General features: G+C 70.0%; 10 protein-coding genes and 1 pseudogene. 8 read left to right on the forward strand and 3 right to left on the reverse strand.

Features of this window, described 5'->3' with window-relative positions; translation table 11 throughout:
* Window positions 1-73: 73 nt before the first annotated feature.
* Window positions 74-889: an IclR family transcriptional regulator gene (locus tag AB0M73_RS32055; protein ID WP_363898460.1), complete on the reverse strand. Its 816-nt coding sequence runs from the start codon at window positions 887-889 to the stop codon at window positions 74-76.
* A gap of 90 nt (window positions 890-979) precedes the next feature.
* Between AB0M73_RS32055 and AB0M73_RS32060 the strand changes: the two genes are divergently transcribed.
* The 3 genes from AB0M73_RS32060 to AB0M73_RS32070 are packed head-to-tail and all read left to right on the forward strand — an operon-like array spanning window position 980 to window position 3,332.
* Window positions 980-2,143, forward strand: coding sequence for a 4-hydroxybenzoate 3-monooxygenase (locus tag AB0M73_RS32060; RefSeq protein WP_363898463.1), 1,164 nt, complete (start codon window positions 980-982; stop codon window positions 2,141-2,143).
* Window positions 2,144-2,161: 18 nt separating this feature from the next.
* Window positions 2,162-2,704 carry a hypothetical protein gene (locus AB0M73_RS32065; RefSeq protein WP_363898466.1) on the forward strand — a complete coding sequence of 181 codons (543 nt, stop codon included), beginning with the start codon at window positions 2,162-2,164 and terminating at the stop codon, window positions 2,702-2,704.
* A 10-nt stretch (window positions 2,705-2,714) separates the two neighbouring features.
* Window positions 2,715-3,332 carry an alpha-ketoglutarate-dependent dioxygenase AlkB gene (locus AB0M73_RS32070; protein WP_363898469.1) on the forward strand — a complete coding sequence of 206 codons (618 nt, stop codon included), beginning with the start codon at window positions 2,715-2,717 and terminating at the stop codon, window positions 3,330-3,332.
* Here the strand turns inward: AB0M73_RS32070 and AB0M73_RS32075 are convergent.
* Window positions 3,310-4,223, reverse strand: a pseudogene (locus AB0M73_RS32075) (SDR family NAD(P)-dependent oxidoreductase). The gene AB0M73_RS32070 and the pseudogene AB0M73_RS32075 overlap by 23 nt on opposite strands.
* Window positions 4,224-4,362: 139 nt before the next feature.
* Here AB0M73_RS32075 and AB0M73_RS32080 point away from each other — a divergent pair.
* Entirely contained in the window at window positions 4,363-5,019 is a 657-nt protein-coding gene (locus tag AB0M73_RS32080; RefSeq protein WP_363898472.1) for a helix-turn-helix transcriptional regulator, read from the forward strand.
* A 35-nt stretch (window positions 5,020-5,054) separates the two neighbouring features.
* Window positions 5,055-6,464 carry a S1 family peptidase gene (locus tag AB0M73_RS32085; RefSeq protein WP_363898474.1) on the forward strand — a complete coding sequence of 470 codons (1,410 nt, stop codon included), beginning with the start codon at window positions 5,055-5,057 and terminating at the stop codon, window positions 6,462-6,464.
* On the opposite strand, the gene AB0M73_RS32090 is transcribed toward AB0M73_RS32085, so the two are convergent.
* Window positions 6,461-8,014 carry an NAD(P)/FAD-dependent oxidoreductase gene (locus tag AB0M73_RS32090; protein WP_363898477.1) on the reverse strand — a complete coding sequence of 518 codons (1,554 nt, stop codon included), beginning with the start codon at window positions 8,012-8,014 and terminating at the stop codon, window positions 6,461-6,463. The two genes, AB0M73_RS32085 and AB0M73_RS32090, sit on opposite strands and share 4 nt — an antisense overlap.
* 22 nt (window positions 8,015-8,036) lie before the next feature.
* Between AB0M73_RS32090 and AB0M73_RS32095 the strand changes: the two genes are divergently transcribed.
* From AB0M73_RS32095 to AB0M73_RS32105, 3 genes are all read left to right on the forward strand, one after another.
* Window positions 8,037-8,672 (forward strand): HAD family hydrolase, encoded by a 636-nt coding sequence (locus AB0M73_RS32095; RefSeq protein WP_363898480.1) that lies wholly within the window; start codon window positions 8,037-8,039, stop codon window positions 8,670-8,672.
* Between the two features lie 165 nt (window positions 8,673-8,837).
* Window positions 8,838-11,156, forward strand: a complete 2,319-nt coding sequence (locus AB0M73_RS32100; protein ID WP_363898483.1) for a ricin-type beta-trefoil lectin domain protein — start codon at window positions 8,838-8,840, stop codon at window positions 11,154-11,156.
* Window positions 11,157-11,222: 66 nt separating this feature from the next.
* A complete protein-coding gene (locus AB0M73_RS32105) occupies window positions 11,223-13,727 on the forward strand; it encodes a DUF5127 domain-containing protein (RefSeq protein ID WP_363898486.1) in 2,505 nt (834 codons plus the stop codon).
* Window positions 13,728-13,776: the final 49 nt, after the last annotated feature.

The raw sequence follows: 13,776 nt of genomic DNA on the forward strand, positions 1-13,776 counted from the left end.
AGTCGCCGGCACCGCGAAAAGGATGGTCGCCATAGTGAAACAACCGTGTCACAGGGCTTGTGACAGTGTTGTTTCACAATGGGAGATCTCTTCGGTGGGTCTCCCGACGTACAGTGCGCGCCAGCCGCTGACTGCTCGGTGCGCCCAACACGCGGGAAATGCCCCGGGCGGCCGCGACGACCGCCGGAACTATCTCTCGGGGCTGGGCCGACTCCGTCGGCACCACCACGGAGATCGCCGCGACCACGGCGTCGTCCGGCCCGCGCACGGGGGCGGCGACCGACAGCGCCACGGTCTCGATGGTGCCGTCGGTGATGGCGTAGCCGTCGCGGCGGACGTCGGCCAGGATTCGTCGGAGGTCCGATGGCCTGGTCACGGTCCGAGGCGTGAACCGGCGCAGCGGGGCAGCCAGGATCGCCTCCTGCACATCGGCCGGAGCGTGGGCCAGCAGCACGACCCCGACGCCGGTGGCGTGCGGGGCCAGCCGCCCACCGACCCGGGAGATGATCGACACGGCGTCCCGCCCGGAGATCCGCTCCAGGTACAGCACCTCGTGCCCCTCCAACACGGCCAGCTGCACGTGTTGGTGCGTCGCCTCGTACAGGTCCTCCAGGAACGGCATCGCGCTCTCCCGCAGGCGGACTCCGCGCGGCGCGAGCGACGCGATCTCCCATAGCCGCAACCCGATCCGGTACCGGCTGTCATCCCCACGCTCCAGCAGCCCACCGGCGGCCAGCTCGCCGACCAGCCGGTGCGTGGACGTCAGCGGCAGTCCCGTGCGCCGGCTGATCTCGGACAACGTCAGTGCCGATGCGCGCGCAGAGAAGGTGTCCAGCACGGCGATCAGGCGCGCCCCGACACTGACGGGCTCGGTGGTGCGAGGCGGCAACGGGCAACCCTTCCGTTCAACGGAAACCGGCGGTGACCGGAACGAGCATGGCTCCCATGCTGGACGCTCGCAACCAGGAAGGACGACACCGTGCGCACACAAGTCGGGATCATCGGAGCCGGCCCGGCCGGCCTGCTGCTGTCCCACCTGCTGCATCTCGACGGTGTCGACTCCGTGGTGATCGAGGAGCGCGGTGAGGACTACGTGCGGCACCGCGTGCGGGCCGGCGTCCTGGAGAACACCACAACGGACCTGTTGCGGGAGGTCGGCCTCGGCGACCGGATGGACCGCGAGGGCCTGGTCCACGGCGGCATCTCGCTGCGCTTCGACGGCGCCGACCACCGCGTCGCGTTCGAGGAGCTGGTCGGCCGCAACGTCACCGTGTACGGGCAGCAGGAGGTCGTGAAGGACCTCATCGACGCCCGTAACCGCGACGGCGGGCAGATCCTGTTCGACGTCAGCGACACGGCCGTGCACGACATCGACACCGACCGCCCGCGCATCACCTTCCGCGACGCCGACGGGCAGGTCCAGGAGCTGGTCTGCGACGTGATCGCCGGCTGCGACGGATTCCACGGCCCCAGCCGGAAAGCCGTGCCCCATGACGCCTACGACCACACCTATCCCTTCGCGTGGCTGGGCATTCTGGCCAAGGCCGCGCCCACCCGCGAAGAACTCGCCTACACGTATCACGAGCGGGGTTTCGCCCTGTACAGCATGCGTTCGCCCGAGATCACCCGGCTCTACCTCCAGGTCGACCCGGACGAGGACCTCGACGAGTGGCCCGACGACCGGGTCTGGGCCGAGCTGCACACCCGCATGGCCGTCGACGGCGAAAGTCCGGTGCTCGAAGGACCCGTGCTGGACAAGGGAATCACCGCCATGCGCAGCTTCGTCGCCGCCCCCATGCGGCACGGTCGCCTGTTCCTGGCCGGCGACGCCGCCCACATCGTGCCGCCGACCGGGGCCAAGGGCATGAACCTCGCCGTCGCGGACGTCCGCCTGCTGGCCCGGGCGCTGACGGAACTGCTGAAGCGCAACGAATCCCGTCTGGTCGAGTCCTATTCGGACGCCGCGCTGCGACGGGTGTGGAAGGCCGAGGCGTTCTCGTGGAAGATGACGTCGATGCTGCACATTCTGCCCACGGCCGACGCCTTCCAGCGTCAGATTCAGCTGGCCGAGCTGCGCTACACCGCCGGCAGTAGGGCCGCGCTGACCAGCATTGCCGAAAACTACGTCGGTCTGCCCTGGTAGATCTGGCATCCTGCGTGCGTGCTTGATCACGCATGGCTGCACGGCCTGGTCGATCCCGACGACCAGGTCCGTGCTCGCGCGCTCGAATGCCAACGGGCTCATGCCAACGATGACCGTGGCTTCGCCGGGCTGATCGCGGCCTTTCTGGACGTGTGGTCGCCGGGCATGGAATTCGCGTCGTTCGCCCTGCTCTTCCTGCGTTGGGAGGCGCTGCGTGCAGGGGAATGGCGGGATCGGAACGCGCACGCCTACTCGCCGTGGTCAATCAAGGAGCAGGTGCTCCGCCGCTTCGCTGTCGGCGGCGTGCCCGACGAGCTGCGGTCCGAGGCCGCGGATCTGGTGCTGACGGCGATCCGGCGGCCGTACCGCTGCAAGGACTGGCGCTACGCCGGGTTGGTCCACCACGTGCCGACCGAAGCATTCCGGCCGAGCGTCGACGATCCCGATCCGCTGGTGTCGGCCCGCGCGCAGTTCCTGGTGCACGTCGCCGACCATCCCGGCCGGCCGCTCACCCGCACGACTTGGCCGCGGTGGCTGGCGGTTCGAACAGACGTTCGATAGTGTCGGTGGCATGGCGTTGCAGGGTTCACTGTTCGACCAGGCCGAGTCGCCCACGCTGGCGTCGCTGCGCGGGGTCCACCGCACCGAACTGACCGAGGGCGCGTGGGTGGACGTGCTGCCGAGCTGGCTCACCGGCGCGGATCTGCTGTTCGACCGGCTGGTGGGACACGTGCCCTGGTACGCGGAGCGCCGCCAGATGTACGACCGGATAGTGGACGTGCCCCGGCTGGTCTGCTTCTACCGCGAGCACGTCCAGCTGCCGGATCCCGTGCTCGACCGGGCCCGGGACGCCCTCACCGACCACTACGGGCCGGAGCTGGGGGAGCCGTTCCGCACGGCCGGCATGTGCTACTACCGCGACGGCCACGACAGCGTGGCCTGGCATGGCGACAACAGTGGCCGCAACACCGATCGGACCATGGTGGCGATCGTGTCGCTGGGCGCCCCGAGGGCGCTGTTGCTGCGCCCCCGAGGCGGCGGGGAGAGCGTCCGGCACACGCTGGGCCACGGCGACCTGATCGTCATGGGCGGCACGTGCCAGCGGACGTGGGAGCACTCCGTGCCCAAGACGGCGAAGCCGGTCGGGCCGCGGATCAGCGTGCAGTTCAGGCCACGGGGTGTGCACTGAGCATCTGCTCGGTCACTTCCCACAGCCGCACGGCATTGGCCAGGTCCAGCGCGTAGGCCGCGACGCCGTGCAGCAGGTCCTCGCCGCGCGCATCCAGGGTCTCGGCTTCGTTGCAGTCCTCGAAGTACCGTCCGCCGACGCCGTCGAGCAGCGGCGACACCGCCAGCAGCACCGAGGTCGCCGCGCCCTGCTGCACCGTCTTCCAGTCGTCGGTCGAGCTGCGCAGCCGGCCGCCGACATGGCGCTGGAGGTTGGTGGAGATCGCGCCCGGCATGACGGCGTTGGCGGTGATGCCGTCGGCCGCCCAACGCCGGGTCGCCTCCACCGCGAACAGGACATTGGCGGTCTTGGACTGACCGTAGGCCAGCCACGGGTCGTACGGGCGGAACGCGAAGTGCAGGTCGTCGAAGATCACCGGCGAGTGCTTGTTGGCGCTGGAACTCAGGGCCACGATCCGGCCGCGTCCAAGGGCCAGTGCCTCGTGCAGCCCCACGGTGAGCGCGAAGTGGCCCACGTGGTTGGTGGCGAACTGCATCTCCCAGCCCTCGGCCGTGTGCTGCTCCGGCATCGCCATCACGCCGGCGTTGTTCACCAGGACGTGCAGCGGCCCGTCCCAGCCGCCCACGAAGTCGGCGATGGTCCGCCGGTCGGCCAGGTCCACATGGGACACTCGAACTCCCCGCCGATGTCGGCGGCGATGCGCTTGCCGGCCTCGACATCCCGGACGGCCAGCGTGACCTCGGCCCCGGCGCGGGCCAGTGTGCGGGCCGTCTCGACGCCGATGCCGGATGCGCCGCCGGTGACGATCGCGCGGCGGCCGGCGAGGTCGACACCGGCGGCCACTTCGCCGGCGGTGGAGGCGAATCCGAACGGAGTCGTGATACGTGTCATGGGAATCAGTCTGCGACCGTCCACATAGGCCAGCCAGTGCTCCCCGGATCCTGGGACCACGGGGGACAGGCAGGGCGCACGCGATCCCCTTACGCTGGAAGCATGGACACGCGACTCGGCGAGTACCTGCGGGCCCGCCGTGCGGCTGGAACAGGGGCGAGACCAGAACCCGTCCGAACAGGTGCTGGAGGCGATCGCGCGGGCGTTGCAACTGGACGTAGAGGCCACCGAGCACCTGCGCGCCCTGGCCCGGCCCGCGGTCCGGAAACGCCCGACCCGCAAGGCGGACAAGGCATCCGAGGGCATCCGGCAGCTGGTGATGTCCTGGCCCGACACGCCCGCGTACGTGCAGAGCCGTCTGCACGACGTGCTCGTGGCCAACCCCATGGCCACCGCGCTGTGCCCGAGCTACCGCGAGGGCAAGAACATGATGCGGGAGGCCTTCCTCAACCCGGCCGTGCGCGGGATGTACCGGAGGGACTGGGACGCGATCATCGCCGGCACGGTGGCCGGGCTGCGCGCCCTGGTCGGTCCCGATGTGGACGATCCCGCGCTGGCCGAGCTGGTGGGGGATTTGTCCGTACGCAGCGAGGAGTTCCGCCGGCTGTGGGCCCGGCACGACGTCCGCCGGCGCACCAGCGGCGTCTCGTACCTGACCCACCCGCTGGTCGGCGACCTCGACCTGCGGCACGAGAAGCTGGCCGTGACCGGTTCCGACGGGCAGATTCTCGTCGTCTTCCACGCCGAGCCGGGCAGTAGGTCCGCCCAGGCGCTGGCCCTGTTGCGGGCTCTGTAAAGTTCCCCCGTCGTCTCAGCGACGAAGGGGGAGAAGTGCGCAGAATCGTCGTGCTCATCGCGGCTGTCGCGGTGGCCGTCCCGGCCGTGGCCGCGTCCACTGTGAACGCGGCCGCCGTCAGCCAGGCGCCGACACTCGATCCGGCCACCGTGGCCGCGTCGATGAGCTATCTGGAGCAGGCCTACGGCGTCAGTCCGGCCGAGGCGCTACGCCGTCTGGAGCTACAGCTCGACGCGTCCCGACTGGACACGACGTTGCGCGCCAAGGCTTCCGCCACCTACGGCGGCATGGCGATCGACCAGCAGCACGGCGGCGTGCTCACCGTGGACGCCACCGACCAGGCGGCGATCAAGCCGTACCTGACCCAGCTCCCGGACCGCTCGCACGTGCGGACCCGCACCGTCGCGAACTCCCTGTCCGAGCTGACCACGGTCCGCAACCAGTTGGCCACGCAGGTCGACGCGGGCGCTGACTCCGCCTACCTGCCGGCGATCGACCAGCAGGCCAACAACGTGGTCCTGTGGCGGCGCACGCCGGCCGCGGCCCGGGCCGCTGTCAGCCAGCCCGGCGTGGTTGTGAAGGACCTGCCGATCCCGACGCCACTGAGCGGCCCGGTCGACTGGGGCTACTGCCACCCGCTGTTCTGCAGCGGCTACGGCCCCATGCGCGGCGGCCTGCGGCTGGACTACACCCGGGACGACGGCAGCATGGGCGGCTGCACGGTCGCCTTCAACGTGCGGTCCACCGGCGGCGGCTTCCCCAACAACACCCCCTGGGTGCTCACCGCCGGGCACTGCGCCCAGAACAAGACGAACTTCACGCCCACACAGCACAACACGACGCCGATCGTGAACCAGCACGGCGTGGAGAAGTACGCGTACCCGTACGACTACCAGTTCGTGCAGTACGTCGATCTGACCACCGCCGACGCGTGGCTCAACAACCAGACCCCGCACAACACGGTCCTGCTGTACTGCCGCCCCGGCGGCCTGGACTCCTCGCAGGCGTGCAACGGGCAGAACGCCGACTCGGGCAGCCAGCCCATCACCGGCATCCACCCCCTTTCCGACATCAAGGCCGGCTGGGTGGTCTGCGCCGACGGCTCGGCCTCCAGCAAGCGCAACTACCCGCAGGCCGTGGACAGCGGTGCCGGCGCCGACTACCTGCCCGGCACCCGCTGCGGCCAGGTCACCTCCACCGACGTCGGCATCAACACCAACATCTGCGCCCGCCCCGGCGACAGCGGCGGCCCGCTGTTCAGCCAGGTCGACAACACCGCGCTCGGCATTCTCGAGGGCAACCTGCCGGGCCAGAACGGCAGCGGCCCGTGCACCAGCGGCGAGGCCAACAACTACTCGCCCATCGGCACGATCCTCGACGACGTCAACGCGTTCAGCGGCGGCAAGGGCTCGCACTTCGACGTGATCACCACGCCCAACGGCTAGAACACGAGGCGGTGGGCGACGCCGACGACCGACTTGTAGGCGTCGCCCCATTTCGCCCGGGCCACCGCGGCCCGGGCGGCATTGCCGCCGGGGGCGCCGTGCACGCCGCCGCCGGGATGGGCCGAGCTGCCGGCGAGGAAGAGCCGGTCGACGGGAGTGTCGGCGCGGCCGAGGCCCGGCGTCGGCCGGAACACCAGCTGCTGGGCGATGATCGCGGTGCCGCCGTTGACGGTGGCGGTGAAGTCGTCGGGGCCCTGCACGTGCCGGGCGATGATCCGGTCGGCGAAGCCGGGGGCGTGCTTCTCGACCACCTGCTGGATCTTGTCCGCGAACCGCGTCACCCGGTCCTTGGTCCAGCGTTGTCCCTGCGGCACATGGGTGTATGCCCACGCCGACTCGGTGCCGGCGGGGGAGCGGGTCGGGTCGGCGGTGGTGGTCTGCCCGAGAAGCAGGAACGGGTTGCGGGGTACGCGCCCCAGTGCCATGTCGGTGCTGGCCCCGGACATCATGTCCATGTCGCCACCCAGATGCACCACGCCGGCGGTCGCACCTTCCTTGGCCGTCCAGGGAATCGGCGCCGACAGAGCCCAGTTCACTTTGACAGTGGCCGGATCCCACCTGAACCGCTGAAGATCCTGCACGAGACGTGACGGAAGGTGTTGCGGTCCAACAAGGTCGGTGTACAGCTGCGGCGCCGGCACGTCGGCCAGGACGGCTTTGAGGGCACGGATGGCGTTGCCCTCGTGGTCCCGCACGCCGACGGCCGTCCCTCGGGCGATCAGGATCTCGGTCACCCGCCGGCCGCATTCCACCTGCCCGCCAACGGATTTCAGCCGCGCCACCAACGCCCGGGTCAGCTCGCCGGCCCCGCCCTCCGGTGTCGGAAAGCCCAGCTCCTGCGCGACCATGGCCAGCAGCCAGGCGAACACCCCGCTGCCGGCGTTGTCGATCCCGGCATCTGCGTGCATCGCGTTGCCGTTCAACAACAACCGCGCACCCTCGCCGGCGAACCGCTCCTCGGCCAGCACCCGTGCCGACAACGTCAGCATCCGGGCCAGCCGCAGCGCCTCCGCCGATCCCGTTGCGGCCACGAGCTTCCCGGCCGCCCGCACCGGCGGGAACGGCCGGAGCAGCGCCTCCAGCAACGGATCCCGCGCCGTCAACCACTGGTCGTGCATCGCGCGCCAGGCCTCGCCGTCACGGGAATCGAACTGCGCCACCGAGGCCATCGTCCGCTCGATGTCTGGCGACAGCGTCACCCCGCGCCCGTCCGGCAGCACATGGGCCAGCACATCCGGGGCGTGCCGCCACTTCAGCCCGTGCCGCTCCAACTGGAGGCCCTTGAGCACGGGCGAGGCGACGGCCAGCGGATACGAGGAGCTGTAGAGGTCGGTCACGAAGCCCGGCGCCGTCACCTCCGCGCTGCGCACCGACCCGCCGGGCTCGTCCGCCGCCTCCAGGACCAGCACCCGCCAGCCGGCGTCGCCCAGCAGGTTCGCCGCGACCAGCCCGTTGTGCCCGGCCCCGATGACCACGGCGTCGAAGTCCATACCCCACCCTAAGATCTGCTTCGTGCTCGCACTCTTCGATCTTGACGGTACTCTCGCCGACCGCCACGCCGGCCAGCTCGCCTGGGCCGTGGAGTTCGCCGCCGACCACGGCCTCGACCCGGCGGAGGCGGACTGGCTGATGGCGGCCGACGGCAACGGGATGGTGCCGAAGGAGGAGTACTTCGGCCTGGTCCGCGAGCGCTACGGGCTCGCCGCCTCCTACGACGAGCTGTGGGTGCAGTACCGCGACCGCCAGCCGACGCTGGTCCCGGCTTACGACGGCGTGCTCGACGGCCTGAAGCAGCTGCGGGCCGCTGGCTGGCGCATCGGCGTTGTGACTAATGGTTATGAGGACGTGCAGACGCTCACCCTGACCAGCAGCGGCATCGCCGAGCACGTGGACGGCTGGGCGATCTCCGCCGCCGAGAACATCCGGAAGCCCGACGTCGGCCTGTTCGAGATCGCCGCGGCACGGGCCGGCTCGGCGCTCGGTGACGGGTGGATGGTCGGCGACAGCGAGGCCGACATCGTGGGCGGCCGCGCCGCCGGCCTGCGCACGGCCTGGGTGCGTCACGGCCGCGAGTGGCCGGCCGGGGGCCATGGTCCGGATCATGTCGTGGCCGCCGCGGCGGATGCGGTTCGCCTCATTCTGCGGTGACCGCCGGGCCCGATCGTCCATACTGAACCGGACGTTGTGGACCGGGGGGCCGTGCACATCTGTGAACGCGTGATCCTTGTCCGGCCCTGGGGGGACCGGGCAGCATGGTGGGTGCGTCATCGCTGACAACGATGTCAAAGCGCCGCCGCCACGGTGCCAGGATGAATGGGGACAGCCGTGGCCAGGTACTGGACAGCGATGTTGGCCGTCGTGACCGCGTTGGCCCTCGCCGGGCCGGCGACGGCCGACGCGGCGACGTCGATCACCATCGACGGCTCCCAAGGCGGCCGGACCTTCGACGGCATCGGCGCGATCAGCGGCGGCGGGGGCAACTCGAGGCTGCTGATCGACTACCCGGAACCCCAGCGGAGCCAGGTGCTGGACTACCTGTTCAAGCCGGGCTACGGCGCGGACCTCCAGGTCCTCAAGCTGGAGATCGGCGGCGACGCCAACTCCACCGACGGCTCCGAGCCGAGCATCGAGCACACAAAAGGCGCCGTGAACTGCGGCGGCGGCTACGAGTGGTGGCTGGCCGAGCAGGCCAAGTCCCGCAACCCGAACATCGAGCTGTACGGGCTGGCCTGGGCCGCCCCGGGCTGGATCGGCAACGGGAACTTCTGGTCCCAGGACATGGTCGACTACCTGATGACGTGGCTGGGCTGTGCCAGGCAGCACGGCCTGGGCATCAGCTTCCTCGGCGGCTGGAACGAACGCGGCTACGACAAGGGCTGGTACGAGAACCTGCACGCCACCCTGGCCGCGAAGGGCTACGGCGGCGTGAAGGTCGTCGGCGCGGACTCCGGCTGGGAAGTAGCCGACGACATGGTCAAGGACCCCACCTTCGCCAAGGCGGTGGACATCGTCGGCGCGCACTACCCCTGCCACGGCGGCGACGGCGGCGACGCTGTCTCGTGCGGCACGACGTCCAACGCCCTGGCCACCGGCAAGCCGCTGTGGGCCAGCGAGAACGGGTCGCAGGACATCAACAGCGGCACCGCGGCCCTGATCAGGTCGATCACCCGCGGCTACCTCGACGCCAAGATGACCGCCTACCTGAACTGGCCGTTACTCGCCGCGATCTACCCCAACCTGCCGTACAGCACGGTCGGGCTCGCCGTCGCGCCGTCGCCGTGGTCGGGCGCGTACAGCACGGGCAAGAGCACCTGGGCGACGGCGCAGGTCACCCAGTTCACCAAACCGGGCTGGCACTTCATCGACTCGGCCAGCGGCTATCTCGGCACCAGCGGCAGCTACGTCACCCTGACCGACGGCCACGACTACAGCACCGTCATCGAGACGTCCACTGCGACCGCCGCCCAGCAGGTGAGTTTCTCCGTGCGGGGCCTCAACACGAGCACCGCGCACGTCTGGACCACCAGCCTCGGCACCGGCCCCGACTTCCAGCACAGCGCCGACGTCAACGGCGCCAGCTACACGCTGACCCTCCAGCCGAACACGATCTACACCATCTCCACGACCACCGGGCAGGGCAAGGGAACCGCGGTCAGCCCGGCCGAGCACGGCCTGGCCTTGCCGTACCGCGACGGCTTCGAGTACGCCAGCGGCACGGAAGCCAAGTACCTCTCGGACATGCAGGGCTCGTACGAGGCGCAGCCGTGCGTGGGCCGCAGCGGCCAGTGCCTCACCCAGATGGCGCCGATCCGGCCGATCGAGTGGCAGGACGACTCCGACGCGTTCTCCCTGATCGGCGACCAGGACTGGGGCAACTACACCGTCTCGGCCGACGTCCGGCTGGCCAAGGCCGGCACGGTGGAGCTGATGGGCCGGGCCAACGCGCAGTCCCGCCCGCAGTCCCATCAGGACGCCTACTACTTCCGGGTGAGCGGTACCGGGGCGTGGTCCATCGTCTCCGGCGACACCAGCGGAACCCTCACGACCTTGGCCTCCGGCACCACAACCGCCCTCGGCACGAACGCGTGGCACACGCTCTCCGTGACCTTCCAGGGCAGCACCATCACCGGATCGGTCGACGGCCACACCGCGGGCACCGCCACCGACGGGCGCTGGACCAACGGCCAGGCCGGCATCGGCGTCGTCGGCTATGCCACGGACCAGTTCGACAACCTGGCGATCACGCCCGGCGCCGGTTCGCCGGCCCGCCAGGGCCCGATCACGTCCGGCATGGCCGGCAAGTGCGCCCGGGCCGGCGCGCAGGTCGCGCTGGCCACATGCGACGGCTCCGCCGCGCAGACCTGGACCGTCCGCAACGGCTCGCTCGTGAATTCCGGGCAGTGCATGGACGTTACCGGACTGGGCACGGCCAACGGCACGCTGGTCGAGCTGTGGGACTGCAACGGCGGCGGAAACCAGCAGTGGACGCAGGCGGCCGACGGCAGCCTGCGAAGCGTCCAGTCGGGCAAGTGCCTGGACGACCCGGGCTTCTCCACCACGGACGGGACCCAGCTGGAGATCTGGGACTGCAACGGCGGTGCGAACCAGCGCTGGCAGCTGCCGGCGGCTTGACCGGGCGCGACGGCCCGCACCAACGGACTATGGAACAGGCTGATCAAAGGGGGCACAGTGGAAGACATGTCACGACGCTCGGTGCTGAGACTCGCAGGCGTGATCGCGGCGGCGGGGGCGCTGCCGATGATGACGGTGCCGGGCGCTGCGGAGGCAGCTCCGGCCGGCACCTTCACGCCGTTGCGTCCGCCGGCCACCCCGCTGGCGGTGCGGTCTCCGTACCTGTCGGCGTGGCATGCCGCTGACAACCTGCCCGGGGCGTGGTCGAGCTTCTGGAACGGCCGCACCACCGCGCTGTGCGGCATCGTCCGTGTGGACGGCACGTCCTATGTGTTCGCGGGCGCGCCGACGCAGCCGGCGCTGCCCCAGCTGACGCAGACGTCCTTGCAGGTCACGGCAACCCGGTCGATCTACACCCTGACCGGCGGCGGCGTCACCCTGACGGTGACGTTCTTCTCCCCGGTCGACCCGGAGAACGTGCAGCGGCAGTGTGTCCCGCTCAGCTACGTGACGGTCGGCGTGGCCAGCGCCGACGGCCGGCAGCACCAGGTGAGCGTGTATCTGGACATCTCCGCCGAGTGGGCCCACGGCGACAACGGCCAGCTCGTCAACTGGCGCAAGGACCAGACGGCGTCGACCACCACGCTGTCGTTCACGCCGACCTCGCCGACCCCGTTGGCGGAGAACAACGACCAGGCGTCGTGGGGAACCGTGATGCTGGCCGGCGTGAACACCGACGGCCTGACATGGCAGATCGGGCAGGACACCGTGGTGCGCGGCAACGCTGCCTCGGCCGGCACGTTGCCTGGCACCGTCGACACGGACATGCCGCGCCAGATCTCCAACCGTTGGCCGGTGCTCGGCCTCAACGCCGACCTCGGCTCCGTCGGCTCCACCACGGCCGAGTTCACGGCCGTGCTGGGCCATGTCCGCACCCCGGTCGTCGCTTACCTGACCGACGCGCTCCGTCCATGGTGGACGCACTACTGGTCGACGTGGCAGTCCATGATGGACTGGTTCGTGGCCGACCGCGGCGCGGCGCTGTCCCGTGCGGTCGCCTTGGACGCCCAGCTCAACCAGGACGCCACCGCCGCCGGCGGCGCCAAGTACGCGGCGCTGTGCACGCTGGCCGTGCGGCAGGCCATGGGCGCCACGGAACTGGTGGACCGCAACGGATCCCCGTGGGCCACGCTGAAGGAGATCTCCTCCAACGGCAACATGTGCACCGTCGACGTGATCTACCCGGCCTTTCCCGGCTACCTCTACCTCGGGCCGTCGTACCTGCGGCTGTTGCTGGAGCCGTTGTTCGACTACGCCGAGCACGGCGGCTGGCCCAAGGAGTTCGCCGAGCACGACCTCGGCACGCACTACCCCAACGCCACCGGCCACAACGACGGCAACGAGGAGGACATGCCGGTCGAGGAATCGGCCAACATGCTCATCATGTCGGCCGCGCTGGTGCAGCGCCTGCCGGCCGCCGACGCCCACGCCTTCGCGCAGGCCCACTACGCCATCCTCAAGCAGTGGGCCGACTACCTGGTCGGCAACACCCTGGATCCCGGTCTGCAGAACCAGACCGACGACTTCACCGGCTTCATCGCGCACAGCGCCAACCTCGCGCTCAAGGGCATCGTCGGCGTCGGCGCGATGAGCGTGATCTCCCGGTTCCTCGGCAACGCCGCCGAGGCCGACCACTACATCTCGGTGGCGCGCTCCTACATCAGCCAGTGGTTCGACCTGGCCCAGGACCCGTCCGGCACGCACCTGAAGCTGGCCTACGACCTGAACAACACGTGGAGCCTCAAGTACAACGGCTACCCCGACGAGCTGCTGGGCCTCGACCTGGTGCCCGAGGCCGTGCATGCGCAGGAGGCCGCCTGGTACCAGGCCAACGCCACCCCGTACGGCGTGCTGCTGGATCCGCGCAACGACTACACCAAGGCGGACTGGGAGCTGTGGACCGCCGCCTGGCTGGCCGACCGCCCGGTCCGGGACACGCTGATCAACGGCGTGTTCAACTTCGCCAACACCACCGGCGACCGGGTGCCGGTGTCCGACTGGTACAGGGTGGCCAACGGCTCGTTCCTGTACTTCAGGGCGCGGCCCGTCGTCGGAGGCTTTCTGGCCCTGTTGCCCCGCACGCAGACCGGCGTCACGCAGTGGGTACGGATCCAGAACAAGCACAGCAACAAGCTGTTGGCCGTGCAGAACCAGTCCACCGCCAACAGCGCCGAGGTCACTCAGTACGCGGACAACGGCACCCCCGACCACCTGTGGGCGATCGTGCCCGACAGTTCGGGTGTCGTGCGGATCGTCAACCGGCACAGCGGCAAGATCCTGGCGGTGCACAACCAGTCCACCGACGACGGCGCCCACGTGCAGCAGTACGTGGACAACGGGACGCCCGACCACCTCTGGCGCATCGTCGACGCCGGTGACGGCTGGTCCAAGATCGTCAACGTGCACAGCGGCAAGGTGATGGCCGTGCAGGACCAGTCCACCGCCGACTCCGCCCAGGTCACCCAGTGGTCCGACAACGGCTCCGAAGACCACCTCTGGCGCCTCCTCTAAAACCGCGAGTCCCGCTCTCGGGCAAGCATGTGTCGAGTTCCGTAACTCG

Origin of the sequence: Kutzneria sp. NPDC051319, assembly GCF_040682195.1 — a bacterium.
Lineage (GTDB): Bacteria > Actinomycetota > Actinomycetes > Mycobacteriales > Pseudonocardiaceae > Kutzneria.

What these genes read in the sequence shown, in the direction of transcription:
- AB0M73_RS32070 (WP_363898469.1), top strand. Translation starts at nt 2,715, where the DNA reads ATGGCGTTGCAGGGTTCACTGTTCGACCAGGCCGAGTCGCCCACGCTG.
- AB0M73_RS32090 (WP_363898477.1), bottom strand. Translation starts at nt 8,014, where the DNA reads ATGGACTTCGACGCCGTGGTCATCGGGGCCGGGCACAACGGGCTGGTC.
- AB0M73_RS32100 (WP_363898483.1), top strand. Translation starts at nt 8,838, where the DNA reads ATGGGGACAGCCGTGGCCAGGTACTGGACAGCGATGTTGGCCGTCGTG.
- AB0M73_RS32105 (WP_363898486.1), top strand. Translation starts at nt 11,223, where the DNA reads ATGTCACGACGCTCGGTGCTGAGACTCGCAGGCGTGATCGCGGCGGCG.